This is a genomic window from Pseudoalteromonas sp. MB41, from assembly GCF_020966275.1.
Classification (GTDB): Bacteria; Pseudomonadota; Gammaproteobacteria; order Enterobacterales; family Alteromonadaceae; genus Pseudoalteromonas; species Pseudoalteromonas lipolytica.
In genome coordinates this window covers 69,225-89,126 of the sequence record NZ_JAJJZF010000013.1, presented here as the reverse complement: position 1 = coordinate 89,126, position 19,902 = coordinate 69,225, and the positions used below count along the sequence as shown (strand labels likewise).

Sequence of the window (19,902 nt, the reverse complement as noted above, 5' to 3'; positions counted from 1 at the left end):
TCGTGTGTGTTTCAGGCATAAAAAAAGGGCCTAATAAATTAAGCCCTTCGTATTATGTGTTTATAACTGTTATTTGCTTGTCATAAAGTCGATAGCAGCACTGATTTCTTCATCAGAACAGTCCATACACGTACCTTTAGGAGGCATTGCATTGAAACCATTTAAGGCGTGATTAAGTAAAGTGTCTTTGCCTTTAGCGATACGAGGAGCCCAATCATCAGCTGATTTAGGTGCGCCTAATGCGCCAGTACCGTGACAAGCGAAACATGATGCTTGATACACCTGCTCGCCAGAACGAGGACCAGTAGGTTCAGCAGCCGCAGCAGCTTTATCACCTTCTAGATATACAGAACCAATTGGCGCTAGACGCTTCTTAATTGCGTCTTCAGTCAAAGAGTTGTCATACGCTTGTGCGTATGCCGTTGTTGCTAGCAGTAATAATGCAGCTGATAGTTTTTTCATTTTGCCTTGCTCACTTCGATTTGAACGTGATCAATCACGATATCTGACGGAAATTAGAACGATTATAACGCTAAGCCACAATTTATAAAATGATCTGAAAGGCTTTTTCTTGATAAAAAAAGCCATTTTTTGCTCCAGCGCAATAAAAATCAGCTTTATGTGCTGAATCGCTACAGTGTTATTATGCCAGTTCTAATACTTTACTGACTAATTTTTCAATCCCAGCATCAGCCTCTAAAATGCTTTGCGCAAGCATATATGCAGGGGTTGTAACCACTTTATGTTGTTCATCTACAACAATGTCGTCAACGGCACAGCACTGGTGATCGCCGCCTAGTTGTTGAATAGCCGCTGCGGTATCTTGGTCGTTACCAATGGTTGTTTTTACGCCTTGGCCATAAATAAGTGGCAGCATGGCAGGTGCAATACACATATATCCCGCTGCTTTATTTGCTTTAACAAACGCAGTACACGCATGGAGTACATCATCTTGTACTTGAGCATCTGCGCCTTTTACAGCAAAGTCAGATAAGTTTTTTGCCGCACCAAAGCCGCCGGGTATGATGAGTGCGTCAAATTCATTCACGTTTAGTTCTGTGATAGCTTTTATTTCGCCACGCGCAATACGTGCTGCTTCCACTAAAACATTACGATTTGGCGTCATCTCTTCACCGGTTAAGTGGTTAATGGTATGCAGTTGCTCAATGTCAGGAGCAAAACATTGATAGCGTGCACCTGCTTTGGCTATGTGTAGCAAAGTTAATACTGCTTCATTGATTTCTGCGCCATCGTAAACACCGCAACCCGCTAAAATTACAGCCACTTTTTTCATTAGATATTCCTCCTTAATGCAACTTTGGTTAGTGTATCAATTATGCGTGTCAGTCGACAAAATAAAAAAGTTTTCTGGGTCGACTGCTCGAGACGCTTGGTAAATTGCTGTTTATGCCTTTTTATAAAATACAAACGTACAAAAAAGTATAAAGGATCGCTATGATCTTTGATCCATTGTGCTAGAATACTCCTCCGGTTATGAAAAGGGATATTTATTCATCGTTAAGCAAGCAATGGACATGAGTAGCTAAAACCGTTTTCCACATCGGATAAAAATAATAAAAAAAGAACCTCGTATTATCTTTTTTAAATCAAAACATGTGCTTACAGAAAATTCCTAAATGTTTTTACATTTTGGGAGAATTGCTCGTGGGTTTTATCTACAAAGTTATCCACAGCTTGCTATTTATGAATGTGTTACTGCTCAATAATTCACAGTCGTTTTCTTCATAGCCTTATGGCATGCTTACAATCAATTTATTGTTATTCATTTAGGATCCAATTTCACCATGGCTCAGATCCCTGAAAATCCACTTATTCTTGTTGATGGTTCTTCCTATTTATTCCGCGCATATCATTCACCTCCTCACCTAACAAACTCGAAAGGAGAGGCTACAGGGGCTATTTATGGCGTCGTTAATATGCTTAAGAGTCTAATCAAACAATATGATCCGTCGCATATGGTGGTGGTGTTTGATGCCAAAGGTAAAACCTTTAGAAATGATATGTACAGTGAATATAAAGCGAATCGTCCACCTATGCCGGATGACTTACGCACACAAATAGCACCACTTCACAATATTATTAAGGCGATGGGTTTTCCGCTTATTAGTATTGAAGGGGTCGAGGCTGACGATGTTATTGGTACATTTGCACGCATTGCTTCTGAGCAACAACGCCATGTGTTGATCTCTACAGGTGATAAAGATATGGCGCAGCTTGTGAATGAGCACGTCACACTTATTAACACCATGACCGATAGTATTTCAGACCCTGATACGGTGGTTGAAAAGTTTGGTGTAGGCCCTGAATTGATCATCGACTACTTAGCGCTGATGGGCGACAAGGTTGATAACATTCCTGGCGTTGATGGTTGCGGCCCTAAAACTGCGGTGAAATGGTTGCAAAAGTATGGCTCGTTACAAGGCGTAATCGATCATGCCGGTGAGATCAAAGGCAAAATAGGCGAAAAGCTGGCAGCTGCGCTTGATCATTTACCACTGAGTTACGAACTGGCAACGATAAAATGCGATGTCGAGGTTGAATCTGACCTAGAAAGCTTCAAGTTACAAGAGCCTAATCGAGATGAGTTAATTGCTTTATACGGTGAGTGTGAGTTCCGTCGCTGGTTAGCTGAATTACTCGATAACCCGAAAGACGCAGATACACATTTAGATGTACCAACTGAAGAAAATGAATTGCCACAAGTGAGTGATGCTCATTACGAAACCATTCTTACTGAGCAACAACTTGATACGCTAGTTAAGCAGTTAAATGAGGCTGAGTTATTTGCCTTTGATACCGAAACAACCAGCCTTGATTACATGCAGGCACAATTAGTTGGTATGAGCTTTGCGGTTAAGGCCGGCGAAGCGGCGTATATTCCGGTTGCTCACGATTATCCCGATGCGCCAGAACAATTAACACTCGACACGGTAATGGCAAAAATTGGCCCAATTTTAGCCGACGAGCGCAAAGCGAAAGTGGGGCAAAACCTAAAATACGATAAAAGTGTACTGGCTAATGCTGGGTTTGAATTAAACGGTATAAAATACGACACGATGTTGGAGTCGTATGTATTTAATAGTGTGGGCAGTCGTCATGATATGGACTCGTTAGCACTTAAATACCTAGGGCATAAAAATATCAGTTTTGAAGAGATTGCTGGAAAAGGCAAAAAGCAGCTGACTTTTAATCAAATTGAACTTGAAAAAGCAGCGCCATATGCTGCTGAAGACGCTGATATTACATTACGCTTACACGAGGTGTTGTGGCCGAAGATTGAAGCTGATAGCCAACTTAAATCAGTATTTGAAGAGATTGAGTTACCGCTTGTCTCTGTACTTTCAGATATTGAGCGTACTGGTGTCGCGATTGACAGTACCATGTTAGCTGCCCATAGCCAGCGATTGGGTGAACGTTTACTCGAGCTTGAACAAGAAGCATATGACATGGCGGGTGAAAAGTTTAACTTAGGCTCACCTAAACAACTACAAGCAATTTTATTTGAGAAGCTTGAACTGCCAGTAATTAAAAAAACGCCAAAAGGGGCGCCATCTACAGCAGAAGAAGTATTGCAAGAGCTGGCGCATGATTATCCTTTACCTAAAGTAATCATTGAGCATCGTGGTTTATCAAAGTTGAAATCAACTTACACAGATAAGCTGCCATTAATGGTGAATGAGCGTACCAAACGCGTACATACCTCGTATCATCAAGCGGTAACGGCAACAGGGCGTTTAAGTTCAACAGATCCTAATTTACAAAATATTCCGATCCGCTCGGAAGAAGGGCGTCGTATCCGTGAAGCATTTATTGCGGCTGCGGGCCATAAAATTGTGGCTGCCGATTACAGCCAAATTGAATTACGTATTATGGCGCATTTATCGCAAGATAAAGGCTTACTGACCGCCTTTGCCAATGGCTTAGACGTACACAGTGCAACAGCGGCAGAGGTCTTTGGTGTTAGTCTTGAGGACGTCACCAGCGATATGCGTCGTAAAGCGAAAGCTGTCAATTTTGGCTTAATTTACGGTATGTCGGCATTTGGTTTATCTCGTCAATTAGATGTGCCTCGCCACGAAGCACAGCACTATATTGATAAGTACTTTGAGCGTTTCCCAGGTGTACTTGAATACATGGAAACGACGCGTCAAAAAGCGGCGGATAAAGGGTATGTAGAAACCATTTTTGGTCGACGCTTACATTTACCAGAGATCAATGCGCGTAATGGCGCACGACGTAAAGCGGCAGAACGTGCTGCTATTAACGCGCCAATGCAAGGTACTGCCGCCGATATTATTAAAAAAGCAATGCTTAAAGTGCATCAGTGGGTAAATGCCCAAGCCGAAGGCGCAGTGAAGCTACTTATGCAAGTACACGATGAATTAGTGTTTGAAATTAAAGAAGAGTGTGTTGATGAGTTCAAAGCTGAAATCTGTAAGCTGATGTCAGAAGCTGCGACCCTTGATGTCCCCCTTATTGTTGAAGCAGACAGTGGGGATAACTGGCAGCAAGCTCACTAGTTTTGCTGATTTTATGCCGAATATCTTGCTTAATGCTGGGTATTCGGCAATGAGGATAACCTGCACATTAATACCGCCCATGTTTTAACCCGCCAAAACGTAAAACGAGCACTTTGAATCTTCACCACACAGTTATTTTGATCATACAAAGTGAGCGTGTGATCCATTAAAAATGACCTCTTATGCCAGTTGAACGATCACTTTTTTTGTAAACTTAAGGTTAACAAGAAAAGACAGTTTTAGAGTTTCGTTATATGTTTATCAATTAATGGTCTTTTGCTGCATATTTAATTTATTTTTAGGTGGGTATTTGCTAAAGTCCGCGCCGTCCTCATCCTGTAGGACATCCTGTTGATGATGCATCTGAAAAGATGCAACGTATTGATAGCTTCTCCCCAGTTTGCTATACCGGCTCACTCTTTATTGAGTGAGCCGTTTTTTCTTGTTCTTATCATACAATTCATTGCACAAATTAGCGCAGGTGATACCATCAAAGTGATTCTTAATTACTTTCGAAGGAATGCGTTATGTTTAAATCTTTGGCTATTACAGCCTTATCATTATCAAGTTTATTTGTTGCCCCATTGGCGAGTGCTAATTGGCAAGTTAATAATGAACAAAGCAATGTAAGCTTTGTTTCAATAAAGAAAAACGCAATCGCTGAAGCTCATCATTTTAAAAACGTATCAGGAACCTTAAACGAGCAAGGTCAACTTAAGTTAATGATCGACCTGACGTCTGTTGAAACGCTGATCCCCATCCGTAACGAGCGCATGACTAAGCTCCTGTTTGAAACAGCCCAGTTTCCTAATGCCGTATTAACAGCTGATTTAAGCCAAGCTTTATCAAAGCTCGTGCCTGGGCAGCATGTATTAAAAGGTCTTAAAGCTGAACTTGATTTTCATGGTAATAAGAAAGAACTAACACTTGATGTACTTGCTAATATGTCGCCAACGGGTGATGTAACTGTGTCATCGTTTACGCCCGTGATTATTAATGCTGCTGATTTTAAAGTGACTGAAGGTATTGCTGAATTACAAAAACTGGCTGGTTTACCGTCAATTGCTACTGCCGTTCCGGTTACATTTTCACTGACTCTTGATAAAGAAAAGTAATGCAGTCACTTGCTGAGCTAGAAACCGCACTTGCACAGCCAGACAAACCATTTGATAAGTGGCAACCGACCCATTGTGGTCAGTTGCCAATTAGCATTGATGTGCATGGCGTGTGGTTCTACGCGGGCAGTGAAATAAAACGAGAAGCGATGGTTAAGCTGTTTGCCTCTGTTATTTGCAAAGAAGCAGACAGCTATTATCTAAAAACGCCTGTCGAGAAAATGGCTATCACCGTGGCCGATGTGCCTTTTATTATCGTAGATTGGCGCTTTGAAGAAACAGAGCAAGGAAACGCGTTGTGTTGTATTGATAATTTACAGCGCACTTGGTTAGTCACTGCGTGTCAGCCACTGCAACTGCGTGAATTTGAAAACGTGACGGTACCATACCTTAAATTGCCGCATGGACTGGCTGCCAGAGTATCGAGGAATGTGTATTATCAGTGGGCTGAAATAGCCAGCTCTGATGAGGATGGCTATTTCATTGAGTCATTATCCAAGCACTACTACTTGGCTTAATAACTTAAGCGTCTGGTTGTTGATCCGATTCTGATTCCGACTCTGCTTCTTGCATTTCAATAGGCCCTAAGAACCATTCGTCTAGCTTTTTAGCAACTTCAGGTAAGCCTGTCCCTTTCAATGATGAAAAGGCATGAACTGTAATATCGCCCTCTAAGCTGCTTAGTTCACGACGAACTTGTAAAACTTGTGCTTTGCGTGCACCTTGCTTTAGTTTGTCGGCTTTAGTGAGTAACGCAAGAACCGGAATTTCACTCCCGACCGCCCAGTCGATTAAGTCGCGGTCTAAATCTTTAAGTGGGTGACGAATATCCATTAACACAACAATGCCTTTAAGGCTTTGGCGTTTTTGTAAATATTCACCTAATGATTTTTGCCATTTCTTTTTCATTTCAATGGGGACTTTCGCAAAACCGTACCCCGGTAAATCGATTAGGCGCTTGTCGGCATCGAGCTCAAAGGTGTTTATAAGTTGCGTACGACCAGGTGTTTTTGAGGTACGTGCTAACTTTTGGTCTGTTAAGGTGTTAAGAGCACTTGATTTACCGGCGTTTGAACGACCGGCGAACGCGACTTCAATCCCCGTATCAGCAGGTAAACGAGAGATATCAGGTGCGCTGGTAACAAAGGACGCAGTATTGTATTTGATACGAGATTTGAGCACAGGCTCTCCTAATCTTTTATAAATAATAACAGTCAGTGGTCGAAAACCACTCAAGGCACGTATTTTATACTATTAAAGCAGCATTCAAAAGCGTATTTAAGCGTGCTAACTTGGCTTTGAACAAGGAAAATTGCTAGGTAGAAACTTAATCTAAGTCAAATCCCTATAAATTATAAGCTTAATGTGGGCAGAAAACGTGCCAGAGAATTTATTATCGTGTAGAATATAGAAATCACAACATCCATATTGTAGATGATACAGGGTCGGAAACAGAGAATTCACCATGAAAAAAATAGCACTATCTTTAACTATATTGCTTGGTGCGTTGTCAGCAAGCAACGCAACAGCATTTGATGGCGATGTAAACGCAGGTAAAGAAAAATCGGCAACGTGTGCGGCCTGTCACGGCCCAGACGGTAATGCGCCGGTTAATATCTACCCTAAGATTGCAGGTCAACACGCAGATTATATCTATAAACAACTACAAGAGTTTAAACTAGGTATGACATCGGGTGGCAAAGAGGGCCGTATGGACCCTGTAATGAGTGGTATGGCTATGCCGCTTAGCGATCAAGATATGAAAGACCTAGCAGCTTACTTCTCTTCATTAAACATGTCTGAGGGTGTAACACCTAAAGATGTTGTTGAAGTTGGTCAACAGCTTTATAAAGCCGGTGATGCAGAGCGTGGAATCCCAGCTTGTGCAGCGTGTCACGGTCCGCGTGGTAACGGCACATCGCTTGCTAAATTCCCTAAAGTTTCGTTTCAGCATCCTGAATACATTAAGTCGCAACTTGAAAAGTTCCGTGATGGTACGCGCAATAACGACTTAAATGGCATGATGCAAGACATTGCTAAAAAGCTAACAGACAAAGACATCGAAGTACTTTCAAAATACTTAGGTGGCTTACACTAAAGTCTGATTGCTAGCTTAAATTACTAGCATTATAATTTAGACAGTTTACAAAAAAGCAGCGCAAGCTGCTTTTTTTACATTTGCAGCATGCCGTAATTTCCTACTTTCTTGTGAGACATTGACCATATCCAACTGTAAGCTAAGTCTTATTTTTATTTCTTCATTTTGTGTAAGTCTTTGTTATTATTTAAGATGGTATTGTTACAAACTCTTCGTTGTAAGAAAAATTATATAAATTAGTTGTAACAAAATTATTAATGGGTAAATTAACCACTGTCGCTGAGACAGCAAAACAACATGGACAATGTAATAAGGAAAGTGACTGCGGCAAATCTTTAGGGGAAGACACTGATTAGTGTCCTAAAGGAAATAACAAAAAAGTGTCAGGATTGACCGAGAATAATAAAAGCTCATGGAAGTTTAATAATAAAAACAAAATGGAATGCTACATGGAAGGTAAAAATAACAACAAAATGGAAAAACAATAATAATAAAAATAATAAAGACTAAAAAGTCGAAGGGAGAAGTGTCCAGTTAATTGGCGCTCAGATTAGTAGGCGGTAGAGATGTTTTCTCTACCGCCTTTTTATTTGTCCTGTTACAATAGCCACCGTTTGTACTATAAGTATGAAAAGTGCGCAGTTCGTCAAGTTGACCAACCTCATCCGCACACCGAATTCTTCTGGTTATGCCAGCATTACAATGCCATTAAGGTGTTGTGCACAACCTCTTAAGTGAGATGATCAATATATGAGTAGAAAGAAAAAGTCGCGTAAAATTCCATCAAATGGTCCAGTACGTCTAAGTAAGGAAAAGCTTAGAGAGATGCGCGCACTAAAAGAGCAGCGAGTTAAGAAAACCAAAGGGGCTAAGCCTGGTTCACGTAATGCGCCAGATGCTCAAAAGGGTGATAAAGCTGCTACAAACAATCAATCGCAAGATAAGCGTGTTGGTAGTAAAAAACCGGTTTCATTAGTGGCGGTCAAGGCTGATCCTAAAGTCGAAATGAAACGTAATTTACAACCAATGGTTGAATTGAAAAAAGTGTCAGAGCCAGAGCTAACACCAGAGCAAGAGCTTGAAGCGTTAGAAAATGATGAGCGTTTATTAAAGTTGGTTGAACGCCATGAGCGTGGCGAGTTATTGACTGGCAAAGATGCGAAGTACTTCAATAGCCGTATCGCTCGTCACCAAGCATTGTGTGAGCTGCTAGGAATCGAAGACGAAGATGATGACTACGAAGACGACTTTGAAGATGACTTTGATGTTGAAGGCGGCTCTGATTTCGATAAGTACCTATCTGATGACTTAGCAAATGAATGGTACGATGACGAAGATGAGGATGATAGATGAGCACAACCTTGATTATTGCCATTGTTATTGGGGCGGCAATTATCGCAGGACTGGCTTTTTATGCAGGGCAATTACTATACAAGGTAAATGCTCAAAATAAGCTTATCGCAAAAAAACAAGCTGAGCATGAGCAAAAGCTTGCCGCGTCAAAAGCGACTCGAAATGCTAAGTTAGCGGACAGCATTCATTTAATTGCGCGTGCAATGAATGAAGAGCAGTGTGAATTTTCAGAAGGTTGCTTACGTATTTGGGTTCTTATTTCTCAATACAGCTTCGCAGAAGAGTTTGATTTACGCGAACGCTACCCTGGCATTTATAAAATGTACAATGTCGTAAAAGACATGCCAACGCATGATGCACGTAAGAAGTACTCAAAAAAAGAGGTCTTCAAGATGGATTCCACGCGTTGGCGTGCTGAAGAGCAACACAGCGATGAAATTAAAGCGGACTGTGTTAAGTTAATAGACGAGTTTAAAGCCGCGCCAGGCAGTGAAAACGTCGTATTTAACTAGCTTTCAACATAAAAAAGCAGAGCCTTCAAAGCTCTGCTTTTTTGTATGAGCATGATTGATATATCAAATAACCCGCGAAAAACGTGTTTGTTTGATTTGTTGTTGTAAGTGCGCATCAAAGCACATACAAATAATACGAATAAACAAATTGCCTCTCGCTGTAACCGTAATTTTATTGTCGCTTACTTTTATTAAGCCATCAGCAAGTAGGGGGGCAAGTGCACGTAATGCATCACTAAAATACTCGTTAAAGTCGATATTAAATTGCTGTTCAACAGCCGGCATATCAAGTTCAAACTGACAAATTAACTGCTTAATAACCGCGGCACGTAAAATGTCATCATCGGTGAGCATAATGCCTTTACACAACGCACTACCAGCGTTTTCTTGAACTGCTTTGTAATAATGCTTCAGTTCTTTTTCATTCTGTAAAATAGCATTACCAATCTGCGAAATAGACGACACGCCTAAACCAAGTAAATCACATTGACCATGCGTGGTATAGCCTTGAAAATTGCGATGTAATTTGCCCTCATTTTGCGCAATAGCGAGTTCATTATCCTTACGAGCAAAGTGGTCCATACCAATAAATTGATAGCCAGCCGCTAACATTTGTTCTAGCGTATTTTTAAACATCGTGAGCTTATCGCCCGCAGAAGGTAAATCCGCATCCTTAATTTTCCGCTGAGCCGCAAATCGTTCTGGTAAGTGTGCGTAATTAAATACCGATACTCGGTCAGGATTCAATGCTATAAGTTGATCAATCGTTTCTTTAAAGCTCTCAGGCGTTTGTAGCGGTAAGCCATAAATCATGTCGGCGTTTATTGATTTAAAGCCAAGCTCACGCGCTTCACTAATTAAACCTTTTACAGAGTCCACACTCTGCGGGCGATTAACCGCAAGCTGCACTTCGTCGTTAAAATCTTGGATACCAAACGATACGCGATTAAAACCAAGTTGGCGCAAGTGCGGAAGCATGCCATCCGCCAGCGAACGTGGATCAATTTCGATACCGCGCTCAGCGTCATCGGCAAAATTAAAATGGTGTTCAACTAAAGCCATTAAACGGCTCATTTGCTGCGCAGATAAAAAGGTAGGGGTTCCGCCGCCTAAATGAAGTTGTTCAACATGGTAATCAGCAAATAAGGTGGCTTGTTCAGCAATTTCAATTGCCAAGTTATCTAAATAGATATCCGCTTTTGATTGGTGACGTGTAATAACCTTATTACAGCCACAGTAATAACAAAGCTGGCTGCAAAAAGGGATATGGATATACAGCGACAAAGAGCGGCTTTTAGATGCCGTAATCGCGTCAATCATACTTTGTTGGTTGTAACCATCAACAAGAGACAATGCCGTCGGGTAAGAGGTATATCGTGGTCCAGAAATATTGTACTTGTTGATCAGAGATTGATCCCAGCTAGGTAAATTTATCACAGTCAGCACTCCGCAATTGATTAAGAGGCCATTTTAGCGAGTTTAGGCATTTTGCTATTTGATCTAGAACAATGTCGGAGGCTACAAACTAAGTGGCATGCTTTAAGGTAACTGAAAAACCGAAAAGTTTACTATTTGAGCAGTTAGTTTACTGATTGTTAAAATAAAGAGTTTTGCTAGTGACAAGGTTAAAAAAAGTTTTTATACTGCAACCCGCTTTAGAGACTTAACATCCTAAACGCATCACAAAAAATTAGCTTCGGCTAATACAATGGCCCCTTAGCTCAGTTGGTTAGAGCACACGACTCATAATCGTTAGGTCCCCAGTTCAAGTCTGGGAGGGGCCACCATTTTTACAAGCTTCCCAAGTAAACACCTACTAACAGAAATTACCCTGTGCTACCTCTGTGCTACTTTTAGTATAGCGGAAAACATCTCTATATGCTTGATATGATTAATCCCTTACCTTTTACTGAGCTTCACTTCTAAGCGGGAAAGCTTGTTGCTATATGATTGGACATTGTTTTGCTTGATAGTGGTCAACATTCAGGTAAATCATTTTTCCATCAAGTAAATGCTATAATATTCATCGTTCTAAGCAATAGGAAGCGAATGATGGATACTAACGAATACTACTTTCTAAAGAGCTTTTTAAAACCTAAAAGCTTATCGAAAGTGTTGAGAATGAGAGATTGGACTAGTTACTTAGGATGTGATGCAGAGCTCGCTTTAAATAAATTTGAAAAAGAGGGGGTTTTACAGTCAGCTAATACTCAGGAAGTTGTCACAGCGACTTATTCTGCTCCAAAGTTAAAAAGTATTTCTCAAAACCTTAACCTGCCAACTTCTGGTACAAAACCTGTTTTAGTTCGTAGGATTTTGGAAGCAGCACCAAATTATTTTAATGGTAATTCATTAGAACATGATTTTTTGGTTTGTTCCTGTGAGGGAGCGAAACAAATTGAAGCTAAAGAAAAAATCATCAAAAATGAAATGTTTGCTGCAATTGAGGTATCAGTAAATGCAGCTCTAAATAGAAACTTTGAAGATGCTTTTGAGCCAGTTAGGAAACATCAACTGAGTTTACCATTTCCATCAGGCTTAGGAGTTGACTGGTCTAATTTTGGTGGTTCAAGAGAGGTTTTTATAATTAATAATATTCTTGATGATTGGCCACTCATTCTTTCTGAGATACAGCCTGATTTAAAGCCTCTAGTGCGTCAAGGAGCAATTAGTATGTTTCTTTGGGGGTTAAAGTTGGATAATGAATTAAGAAAGAAATTAGCTAGCAATGGAACTCACTTGGACCCTGATGGCGTATGTCGCATGATGTTATTCTTTGCACAAAACAAGTTTCGTATATTTGATGCTAAATTAAAGTCTCAAGAACTTGGTATGCCGTATATCATGAAAACTATGCGGTTCGAAGGGGATTTTTGCTCTGCATGTGAAAAGCATAGAGTTGGGAATTATAGTCTAAGCGAAGTTCCGGAAATTCCGTTAGCTGACTGTCGGTGTAAAGGTGGTTGTACCATATCACTATCTGAGGCTCTTGATATAAACAAAATCACTACAATGTGAAAGACCTCGAAGATGAGTTAATGTGTAGTAGCTCATATTTAATCCGACAGTGCTAGTTGACAGGTTTCTCCTGTATCAAAGCAGATTGCTTTGAGCGAGATATAGACTTTATTAATATGCAAAATGTCAGTCAGATTCATTTATGTACGTAATTAGGGAAAGAAGATATCTCCTACTTTTCCTAATTAATAGAGACAAAACTTTATCTAAACAGTATGTTAAAGCCGTATAAGATCTAATTCGGGCACTACTATAAATTAGTATAAAAAGAAGGAGAAAAAATTGAGTTATTGGCCTATAGCATGGAGGGATGTACATTTCTTAGGTGGTATTCACGCAATTAACTTGCCATCATCTAATAAAGTTAAAATTTACCCAAGCACTACAGATGACAAGACTGCAATAATAACGATTCCAACATATCAGCAATTATACGTAGGCTTAGATCAATTAGGGTTAAATGAGCTAGTTGGTACAGAGTTTTATACTGATATATCTCAAATTGATGGCAGTGCTCCATCTGAGTGGAGAGTTCATACAGCTTACAAATCTAAGTCATGGTCACATATCGAAGCTATTTGGCATTGGTCACATATATCAAATCAAGGATATAAATTAAAAAATGCGTTCTTGTGGGATATAGCTAAACGAATATCGCACCAAATCAGTACATTAAATGAGTCTTTTAAAGTTTTGTCTCGCAGGTATAGAGATCAGCTAATGGGACGATGTATACAAGAAAAAATTGAAATTGGGAGTAAGTTTGAAGATAGGTTTTCAAAAGATATTTATAACTCCTTTCAACACTTTTTATTTGATGCATGCACTTTGAGAGATTATTTATCCGAGTTTATTTTTCACTTCATACTATCTGATGAAGAAAAGTCGGGAGTAAAACATATGAACATGACATCACGTATTTTCAAAAAATATTTCAAAGATAAAAGTCAGCCTACTGCATTCAGAAAAAACTTTAAAAGTGCTTGTGGCAAAAACGGATGGCTAAATATATTAGGATCGTATAGAGATCTGGTTACACATGCATGCCCAATGTCTATGGCTGGTGGTTACTTTTGGATTCGTGTTGAAAGTTTAGAACTGAATGATGGCAAATTACTACCTAAAATTGTTGCGCCGATTCCATTAAACCCTGAAGAAATAAAGCTGGAAAGAAATACACTAGAATCATTTGAGCGATTTGATCAAAAATTAAAGGAGTTTTTTGGTAAATCAAACGATGAAAAACAGTCAGTTGATATTTTAACTTACTCAAAAGCTGTTATGGGTAATTTTTCAAGTTTCATTTGGGAACTGGCGGAAGAAAGTCCATATAAAGGTATAAAGCATACAATTACAGATGATGAGATTGTTGGTAAGATAAAAATAGTAAATAGGTAGTTTATATGCCAAGAGTAGACTAATCATTTAGTAAGGATCAGGTTTTGAAATGTGTATAGTGCATGAAACTGCCGACCGCTGGCACATAATAGCTATTAACTCTAATTTGCAGCAACGTAAATATGGTTTACCTTAAATAAACCTCAGTAATTTGAGCCCTGAAGTGCCCTAGCTCTTGTGATACAGTTTCGAGAGCTATAGCCCTACTTAAACCGAAACTCCTTAGCTCAGCCATTCTCTCTTGTGCGTAGCTATGCCTGAGGCCATGACCGCCATTTGAAAAGAAGAGTGTGCGGCTAGATGCTTTTGAGAATGAGCATGACCATTTATGACCACCACCAATATCATAACGTTGTAAATAGTTAATTTCCCTATCACGAACCGTTATAGGCTGCGCTAAGCGCCTTTGTTCTAGCTGTGTAGCCAGTGCGTTAGGTATTAGTACATTACGGATTAAGGCACCTTTGCCTTTCACTGTGTAAATACGACCTTCTCGACCAAGCCATTTACTGTCTAGCGCTGGGCGGCTATCAGCTTTACGCTCTGATACTCTGGCAATCGTTAAAGCTTATGGGATCTCAGCCTTAATCACTTGCTAATAGGCACTTAAGTGACATAATGAAAAGAGAATCATAAGGCTTTATATGACACCAGAAGAACTAGAGCGGCAGGCAATTACCTACGCTAAAAGTAATAGGACTCGTATAGCTCGCGAGTTAACAGACAAAAGTCAGTTTCCTCCCGATACAAGACCAGTTTCTGTTTTTATGGCAGGTTCGCCTGGTGCTGGAAAAACTGAAACTTCAAAAGCTTTTCTAGAAGAAATTGGTGCTGATAATGTACTCAGACTTGATCCAGATGAGTTTAGAGAACTAATACCTGCTTACACAGGTGATAACTCTTATTTATTTCATCGTGCTGTATCTCTTATTGTTGAGAGAACACTTGATCATGCTTTTAAAAACAAACAGTCATTTTTGTTAGATGGTACCTTGGCAAGTTATGATGTTGCTGAAAAAAATATTGAGCGTTCTATTCGTAAAGGCCGAAAAGTGCTTATTTTGTTTGTATACCAAAAACCAGAATATGCATGGGAATTTGTTGAAGCCAGAGAGAAGTTAGAAGGGCGTAGAATTTTGCCAAATACTTTTATAGATCAATTTTTTGCATCACAAAATGTTATAAAGGAACTTAAATTAAAGTTTGGAAGTCAGATTAAAGTAGATTTATTAGTTAAGAATAATAAGGGTCGAACACGTTTTTATCATGATAACGTTCAGGCAATTGAGCATCATTTAGATGAAATATTCACTAGAGAAGATCTAGCGAGCCTGATAGAATCATCGTCCAGCTCAAAAAACGAGCTTTAGGAGTGCCTATGTTTTCAAATTTAATAAAGCCAAAGCAAGCTCAAAACTCGAAACTTTCAGACTTTGTGCTAAATTCTAGCTCTAGTGAGAAAAAGCGAGTTTATAACCAAGTTATTGAGCGAGCAATTTCCTCTCAAGTACAGGTAGTAAACAAAGCAACTGTAGGCCAAAGGTAATTAATAAAAAGTCCCGCATAGGGACTTTTTTGATTTAGAAAAATATTTTATAAATATCGACTTAACAAAGTAATCTTCAACTCAACTTTCTATTCTTTAGCTTAACTTGCTAACAAACGTTTAATTTCACTCATTTTATCGTCAGGCTTTTTGAACATGTATAATTAAGTTACTTTGCTTATTTATAACCATTAGGGTTGTTGCTTTGCCAGCGCCACGTATCTTGCATCATTTCATCAATGCCACGTTCGGCTCGCCAACCTAATTCGTTAAGCGCTTTCTCTGGCGCTGCGTAACACGCTGCAATGTCACCTGCTCGACGAGGTGAGATTTGATAGGGCACAGCCTGACCACTGGCTTTTTCAAAGGCTGTGACCATTTGCAGCACTGAATAACCATTCCCTGTGCCAAGGTTAAATACATGAGCACCAGTATCGTTTTTAATGCGGTTGAGTGCTTTTAAATGGCCAAGTGCTAAATCGACAACGTGGATGTAATCGCGCACACCTGTGCCATCAACAGTGTCGTAGTCATCACCAAAAACCCCCAGCTTTTCTAACTTACCAACGGCTACTTGTGAAATATAAGGCAGTAAGTTATTTGGAATACCATTCGGGTCTTCGCCAATTAAGCCTGATTCGTGAGCCCCTACAGGGTTAAAGTAACGTAAAATAACAAATGCAAAGCGCTCGTCTGATTTGGCGATATCTTGCAGCATCATCTCTACCATTAATTTAGAGGTGCCATAAGGATTCGTTGTGCCACCAACGGGGAAGTCTTCGCGAATAGGCAAGCTTGCTGGGTCACCATACACTGTAGCAGAGGAGCTAAATACTAACTTGAAAACACCTGCATCGCGCATTGCATCAACGAGTGTTAACGTGCCTTGTACGTTGTTTTGGTAGTACTCAATAGGTTTAATAACCGATTCACCAACCGCTTTTAAGCCTGCAAAGTGAATGACGCTATCGATCGTATGTTCACGGAAAATGTTATCTAGGCAGTCTCTATCAAGAATATCGCCTTCATAAAAAGTAACGTCTTTACCTGTGATTTGCTTAACGCGAGTCAACGACTCATTTGATGAATTGCTTAAGTTATCAAGCACAACAACCTCTGTGCCTTGCTTTAATAACTCTAAAACGGTGTGAGAACCGATGTATCCGGCTCCGCCGGTGACTAAAATGGTCATAAAATTTCCATGAACTAATACCTGGTTGAATTAGTCTTATTTCATCATATTCCGTGCAAAATTTCATAAATAAATTGTTATTTTTGAAAATTAAGCAAAAGCGGGGTAGCTTGTTTTTGGTTACATTTTGCACCATATTGGTAACACGAAAGTGAGGGAGTATTAAGCTATAGTTAATCCTCAACTGCTAGTTTTTAACTATTGGCTCAACCTGTAACGTGGAGAGAAAGATGAATACAGTAAAAAAAATTGCCTTGGCTATGGTTGTTGTTCTACCTGCTTTTGCTCACGCAGGTGAAGCAAAAGTAAAGTGGCATGATTTTAATGACTACAGAGATGTGCGCCCAGGAAATAACTCACCGAAAGGGGCGTTTCATAAAAATGTAGCGAAAAACTTTGAGAAACATTTTAAAAAATTAGCTGAGCAGCTTCCTGAAGGATACACTTTTAATGTTGAGGTAACTGACCTTGATTTAGCGGGAGATGTCCAGTTTGGTGGTATGAATGAACTTCGAATCATTAAACCTATTTATTTTCCGCGTATTGATTTTAATTACTCAGTTACAGATAAAGACGGCAAGGTGGTTAGCGAAGCGAGTGATGTAAAACTCAAAGATATGGGCTTTATGGATCGCATTAAAATGGGCCGTGACGAAGCGTATTATTACGATAAACGTTTAATTACTGATTGGTTTGAAGATGAATTATTACCTTCATTAAATAGTGCACAGTCGTGATGTTTGTAGTTGTGGAACTTGGTTAGCACGTTGTACGCTTTTTTGAACCACTGAGGCACAGAGAAATAGTGTAATCTGTTTTGTCACGTGAAGTGACTTGGTGTCCTCGGTGGTTCAAGTATGTATTTATAACGCGTGTTAATCTACTTAAACGTCGCTAACAGCTGTAATAACTGTTGAAGTTTAATTACGGTTTTTTTCAGCTTTTCTTCATCTAAGCCATCATTACTTAGGCTCTCAACATCGGCTGCAACGTCGAGTACATATGGCTTAAAGCGTTTTGCTTCAAAATCAAAGCCGGCATCTTTTGCAAATAAGGCTTTGAACTTGCCATGCCCTTGCTGCTGTAAGTCATCTAATTTTTTATCAGCATCAAGTGCCTGACGGTAAACGATTTTTAAGTTAGCATTGAGCTGTTCAATGATTGAATCCATTTTTTTCCTAAAGCTTTAGACTGCAATGCCGATATAGTACGTGGATTGTAATAAAAAGTCAGGTAGTGAACTATGAATATATCAGGATCAAGTTTACCGGCGATGAGTGGCGGCGGCGAAGGCGCTGAAGTTTACAGCGCATCACTTGCTAAAAAACAGCAAAAAGCTGATGGTGCTGCGGCACTTGCACTTATCGAAGGCGCAGCGATGAACACAAGCGCTGCACAGACACCCGCTAAATCGGTGACTGCGACACTCGGTAATAACGTAAACGTTTACGTTTAAGCATTAAACTAGGTTGAGATCGATAGGCGTTTTACTTTTCTCGCCGCCGATCTCACGAACTAGTTTGGGTACTAAAAACCCTGGCAATGCTTCGAGCATGTGTGCCACTATTTCGCGTGCGCGCTGCTCAGTAATATCAAAATGACTCGCACCTTCTACTTTATCAAGTAAATGTAGGTAGTAGGGTAAGATATCAGCCTCAAACAATGCTTCACTCAAGGCTATTTGAGCATGGCTCGAGTCGTTAACATCCTTTAATAATACAGCTTGGTTTAATAACGTGACGTTAGCGGCTTTTAATTTTTGCATCGCAGCTTTAAAGTCAGCATCAATTTCGTTCGCGTGATTAATGTGATTCACTAACACCACTTTTAAAGGCGAACTTGCAAATCGTGCGCACAGCTCATCGGTAATTCTTGCTGGGATCACCACTGGCAAACGACTATGAATACGCAAACGTTTTATTTGTGGTAATTGTTCAAGTTCATCCATAAACCAGTTAACAGCATCATCTTTGGCCATTAATGGGTCGCCACCACTTAAAATGACCTCATTGATATTTTTATCGGCTTTTATGTAGGCTAAAGCGTCAATTAAGCTGCGTTTATTTAATTGGTTTTCTTGATACGGAAAATGGCGTCTAAAACAATAGCGGCAATTCACGGCACAGCCGGTTTTAAACATGACCAAAACACGAGAGCGGTACTTATGTAATAACCCCGGTTGGTTATTATCTTGCTCTTTTAACGGGTCTTTATCGTAGCCTGTTTGCGCTAAAAATTCTTGGTGACGTGGCATCACTTGTAGCAAAAGTGGATCGTTTATATCACCAAAACGCATTTTTTTGATAAAAGGCAGAGGCACACGTACAGGAAAAAGACTACGAGCTTGGAGGTCTTTTTCGTCTACTACACTTGATAAACCTAGCATTTCTAGCAAACGTTCAGGGCAGGTGACAACATTTGCTAATTCTTTTTGCCAGTTTTTATGCAAATTTACTTCATTTCTTTGTATCATTGACACGTAGATTACTCGAAATTATTTAGACAGAGGAAACGATGGCGAATTATAGCACCAATGAGTTCAAGGGCGGCCTAAAAATTATGTTAGACGGCGAGCCTTGTAGCATCCTAGAAAATGAAATGGTAAAGCCAGGTAAAGGTCAGGCGTTTAACCGTGTTCGTATTCGTAAACTTATCACAGGTAAAGTACTAGAAAAAACATTTAAGTCGGGTGAAACGGTAGAAGGTGCTGACGTAATGGATACCGATCTAGCGTATCTATACACTGACGGTGAATTCTGGCATTTCATGAACAACGAAACATTTGAGCAAATCGCTGCTGACGAAAAAGCACTAGGCGACAATGCTAAATGGTTAGTTGAAAACGATGTATGTACTATCACGCTTTGGAACGGTAACCCAATTGCTGTTACTCCACCGAACTTTGTTGAACTAGAAATCACAGAAACGGATCCAGGTCTTAAAGGTGACACAGCCGGTACGGGTGGTAAACCAGCAACATTAAGTACGGGTGCGGTTGTACGCGTTCCTCTATTTGTACAAATTGGCGAAGTGATCAAAGTTGATACTCGCAGCGGTGAGTACGTAAGCCGCGTTAAGTAATAGGCTTTAAAAAGTTTAATTGATAAAATCCCAGCTTCTGCTGGGATT

At 39.9% G+C, this 19,902-nt stretch carries 20 protein-coding genes, 1 tRNA gene and 1 pseudogene; 14 read left to right on the top strand and 8 right to left on the bottom strand.

Features of this window, described 5'->3' with window-relative positions; genetic code table 11:
• Nucleotides 1–69: 69 nt before the first annotated feature.
• Together LPA49_RS13600 and elbB are read right to left on the bottom strand one after the other, a co-directional pair.
• Entirely contained in the window at nt 70–462 is a 393-nt protein-coding gene (locus tag LPA49_RS13600; protein WP_065978244.1) for a cytochrome c5 family protein, read from the bottom strand.
• A gap of 181 nt (nt 463–643) precedes the next feature.
• A complete protein-coding gene (gene elbB, locus LPA49_RS13595) occupies nt 644–1,294 on the bottom strand; it encodes an isoprenoid biosynthesis glyoxalase ElbB (protein ID WP_075594319.1) in 651 nt (216 codons plus the stop codon).
• A 511-nt stretch (nt 1,295–1,805) separates the two neighbouring features.
• On the opposite strand from elbB, the gene polA reads away from it, so the two are divergent.
• The 3 genes from polA to LPA49_RS13580 all read left to right on the top strand — a co-directional run bounded on the left by polA (nt 1,806) and on the right by LPA49_RS13580 (nt 6,174).
• Nucleotides 1,806–4,541, top strand: coding sequence for a DNA polymerase I (gene polA, locus LPA49_RS13590; protein WP_230236816.1), 2,736 nt, complete (start codon nt 1,806–1,808; stop codon nt 4,539–4,541).
• A gap of 527 nt (nt 4,542–5,068) precedes the next feature.
• A complete protein-coding gene (locus LPA49_RS13585; protein WP_230236814.1) occupies nt 5,069–5,656 on the top strand; it encodes a YceI family protein in 588 nt (195 codons plus the stop codon).
• Nucleotides 5,656–6,174, top strand: a complete 519-nt coding sequence (locus LPA49_RS13580) for a DUF1285 domain-containing protein (protein WP_074989665.1) — start codon at nt 5,656–5,658, stop codon at nt 6,172–6,174. Before LPA49_RS13585 ends, LPA49_RS13580 begins: the two co-directional genes overlap by 1 nt.
• 4 nt (nt 6,175–6,178) lie before the next feature.
• On the opposite strand, the gene yihA is transcribed toward LPA49_RS13580, so the two are convergent.
• Entirely contained in the window at nt 6,179–6,838 is a 660-nt protein-coding gene (yihA, locus tag LPA49_RS13575; protein WP_065978240.1) for a ribosome biogenesis GTP-binding protein YihA/YsxC, read from the bottom strand.
• Between the two features lie 283 nt (nt 6,839–7,121).
• Here yihA and LPA49_RS13570 point away from each other — a divergent pair, with 283 nt between their 5' ends.
• The 3 genes from LPA49_RS13570 to LPA49_RS13560 all read left to right on the top strand — a co-directional run bounded on the left by LPA49_RS13570 (nt 7,122) and on the right by LPA49_RS13560 (nt 9,619).
• The gene (locus LPA49_RS13570; RefSeq protein ID WP_036971475.1) at nt 7,122–7,754 is read left to right on the top strand and encodes a cytochrome c; all 633 of its coding nucleotides are present in this window, start codon (nt 7,122–7,124) and stop codon (nt 7,752–7,754) included.
• Between the two features lie 750 nt (nt 7,755–8,504).
• Nucleotides 8,505–9,107, top strand: coding sequence for a Der GTPase-activating protein YihI (yihI, locus tag LPA49_RS13565; RefSeq protein WP_036971473.1), 603 nt, complete (start codon nt 8,505–8,507; stop codon nt 9,105–9,107).
• Nucleotides 9,104–9,619, top strand: a complete 516-nt coding sequence (locus LPA49_RS13560; RefSeq protein ID WP_036971469.1) for a DUF2489 domain-containing protein — start codon at nt 9,104–9,106, stop codon at nt 9,617–9,619. The genes yihI and LPA49_RS13560 overlap by 4 nt, the downstream gene beginning before the upstream one ends.
• Nucleotides 9,620–9,682: 63 nt before the next feature.
• Here LPA49_RS13560 and hemN read toward each other — a convergent pair whose 3' ends face one another.
• Nucleotides 9,683–11,056, bottom strand: coding sequence for an oxygen-independent coproporphyrinogen III oxidase (gene hemN, locus LPA49_RS13555; protein ID WP_075594323.1), 1,374 nt, complete (start codon nt 11,054–11,056; stop codon nt 9,683–9,685).
• A 273-nt stretch (nt 11,057–11,329) separates the two neighbouring features.
• Between hemN and LPA49_RS13550 the strand changes: the two genes are divergently transcribed.
• From LPA49_RS13550 to LPA49_RS13540, 3 genes are all read left to right on the top strand, one after another.
• Nucleotides 11,330–11,406: transfer RNA gene (locus LPA49_RS13550), tRNA-Ile, on the top strand.
• Nucleotides 11,407–11,668: 262 nt separating this feature from the next.
• Entirely contained in the window at nt 11,669–12,637 is a 969-nt protein-coding gene (locus LPA49_RS13545; RefSeq protein ID WP_143474504.1) for a hypothetical protein, read from the top strand.
• A 282-nt stretch (nt 12,638–12,919) separates the two neighbouring features.
• The gene (locus tag LPA49_RS13540) at nt 12,920–14,035 is read left to right on the top strand and encodes a hypothetical protein (protein WP_075594329.1); all 1,116 of its coding nucleotides are present in this window, start codon (nt 12,920–12,922) and stop codon (nt 14,033–14,035) included.
• A 127-nt stretch (nt 14,036–14,162) separates the two neighbouring features.
• Here LPA49_RS13540 and LPA49_RS13535 read toward each other — a convergent pair.
• Nucleotides 14,163–14,600 (bottom strand): annotated as a pseudogene (locus LPA49_RS13535) (site-specific integrase); the annotation flags it as partial.
• Between the two features lie 79 nt (nt 14,601–14,679).
• Here LPA49_RS13535 and LPA49_RS13530 point away from each other — a divergent pair.
• Both LPA49_RS13530 and LPA49_RS13525 read left to right on the top strand, forming a co-directional pair.
• On the top strand, nt 14,680–15,405 hold the full coding sequence (locus tag LPA49_RS13530) for a zeta toxin family protein (protein ID WP_075594330.1): 726 nt from the start codon (nt 14,680–14,682) through the stop codon (nt 15,403–15,405).
• A gap of 8 nt (nt 15,406–15,413) precedes the next feature.
• Nucleotides 15,414–15,581 carry a hypothetical protein gene (locus LPA49_RS13525; RefSeq protein WP_199525064.1) on the top strand — a complete coding sequence of 56 codons (168 nt, stop codon included), beginning with the start codon at nt 15,414–15,416 and terminating at the stop codon, nt 15,579–15,581.
• A 178-nt stretch (nt 15,582–15,759) separates the two neighbouring features.
• On the opposite strand, the gene galE is transcribed toward LPA49_RS13525, so the two are convergent.
• Nucleotides 15,760–16,773, bottom strand: coding sequence for a UDP-glucose 4-epimerase GalE (galE, locus tag LPA49_RS13520; RefSeq protein WP_075594331.1), 1,014 nt, complete (start codon nt 16,771–16,773; stop codon nt 15,760–15,762).
• 230 nt (nt 16,774–17,003) lie between these two features.
• Here galE and LPA49_RS13515 point away from each other — a divergent pair, with 230 nt between their 5' ends.
• Entirely contained in the window at nt 17,004–17,510 is a 507-nt protein-coding gene (locus LPA49_RS13515; protein ID WP_075594332.1) for a DUF3016 domain-containing protein, read from the top strand.
• Between the two features lie 143 nt (nt 17,511–17,653).
• Here LPA49_RS13515 and LPA49_RS13510 read toward each other — a convergent pair whose 3' ends face one another.
• The gene (locus LPA49_RS13510) at nt 17,654–17,944 is read right to left on the bottom strand and encodes a prephenate dehydrogenase (protein ID WP_065978238.1); all 291 of its coding nucleotides are present in this window, start codon (nt 17,942–17,944) and stop codon (nt 17,654–17,656) included.
• Between the two features lie 72 nt (nt 17,945–18,016).
• On the opposite strand from LPA49_RS13510, the gene LPA49_RS13505 reads away from it, so the two are divergent.
• Nucleotides 18,017–18,229: a hypothetical protein gene (locus LPA49_RS13505; protein ID WP_036971451.1), complete on the top strand. Its 213-nt coding sequence runs from the start codon at nt 18,017–18,019 to the stop codon at nt 18,227–18,229.
• Nucleotides 18,230–18,232: 3 nt separating this feature from the next.
• On the opposite strand, the gene epmB is transcribed toward LPA49_RS13505, so the two are convergent.
• The gene (gene epmB / locus LPA49_RS13500) at nt 18,233–19,246 is read right to left on the bottom strand and encodes an EF-P beta-lysylation protein EpmB (protein WP_036971447.1); all 1,014 of its coding nucleotides are present in this window, start codon (nt 19,244–19,246) and stop codon (nt 18,233–18,235) included.
• Nucleotides 19,247–19,287: 41 nt separating this feature from the next.
• On the opposite strand from epmB, the gene efp reads away from it, so the two are divergent.
• The gene (gene efp, locus LPA49_RS13495; protein ID WP_036971443.1) at nt 19,288–19,854 is read left to right on the top strand and encodes an elongation factor P; all 567 of its coding nucleotides are present in this window, start codon (nt 19,288–19,290) and stop codon (nt 19,852–19,854) included.
• The last annotated feature ends 48 nt before the right edge of the window (nt 19,855–19,902 follow it).

Excerpts from the sequence above, each read along its gene's own strand:
- LPA49_RS13600 (WP_065978244.1), bottom strand. The coding sequence starts at position 462 with ATGAAAAAACTATCAGCTGCATTATTACTGCTAGCAACAACGGCATAC.
- elbB (WP_075594319.1), bottom strand. The coding sequence starts at position 1,294 with ATGAAAAAAGTGGCTGTAATTTTAGCGGGTTGCGGTGTTTACGATGGC.
- polA (WP_230236816.1), top strand. The coding sequence starts at position 1,806 with ATGGCTCAGATCCCTGAAAATCCACTTATTCTTGTTGATGGTTCTTCC.
- LPA49_RS13585 (WP_230236814.1), top strand. The coding sequence starts at position 5,069 with ATGTTTAAATCTTTGGCTATTACAGCCTTATCATTATCAAGTTTATTT.
- LPA49_RS13580 (WP_074989665.1), top strand. The coding sequence starts at position 5,656 with ATGCAGTCACTTGCTGAGCTAGAAACCGCACTTGCACAGCCAGACAAA.
- LPA49_RS13570 (WP_036971475.1), top strand. The coding sequence starts at position 7,122 with ATGAAAAAAATAGCACTATCTTTAACTATATTGCTTGGTGCGTTGTCA.
- yihI (WP_036971473.1), top strand. The coding sequence starts at position 8,505 with ATGAGTAGAAAGAAAAAGTCGCGTAAAATTCCATCAAATGGTCCAGTA.
- LPA49_RS13560 (WP_036971469.1), top strand. The coding sequence starts at position 9,104 with ATGAGCACAACCTTGATTATTGCCATTGTTATTGGGGCGGCAATTATC.
- LPA49_RS13545 (WP_143474504.1), top strand. The coding sequence starts at position 11,669 with ATGATGGATACTAACGAATACTACTTTCTAAAGAGCTTTTTAAAACCT.
- LPA49_RS13530 (WP_075594330.1), top strand. The coding sequence starts at position 14,680 with ATGACACCAGAAGAACTAGAGCGGCAGGCAATTACCTACGCTAAAAGT.
- LPA49_RS13525 (WP_199525064.1), top strand. The coding sequence starts at position 15,414 with ATGTTTTCAAATTTAATAAAGCCAAAGCAAGCTCAAAACTCGAAACTT.
- galE (WP_075594331.1), bottom strand. The coding sequence starts at position 16,773 with ATGACCATTTTAGTCACCGGCGGAGCCGGATACATCGGTTCTCACACC.
- LPA49_RS13515 (WP_075594332.1), top strand. The coding sequence starts at position 17,004 with ATGAATACAGTAAAAAAAATTGCCTTGGCTATGGTTGTTGTTCTACCT.
- LPA49_RS13510 (WP_065978238.1), bottom strand. The coding sequence starts at position 17,944 with ATGGATTCAATCATTGAACAGCTCAATGCTAACTTAAAAATCGTTTAC.
- LPA49_RS13505 (WP_036971451.1), top strand. The coding sequence starts at position 18,017 with ATGAATATATCAGGATCAAGTTTACCGGCGATGAGTGGCGGCGGCGAA.
- epmB (WP_036971447.1), bottom strand. The coding sequence starts at position 19,246 with ATGATACAAAGAAATGAAGTAAATTTGCATAAAAACTGGCAAAAAGAA.
- efp (WP_036971443.1), top strand. The coding sequence starts at position 19,288 with ATGGCGAATTATAGCACCAATGAGTTCAAGGGCGGCCTAAAAATTATG.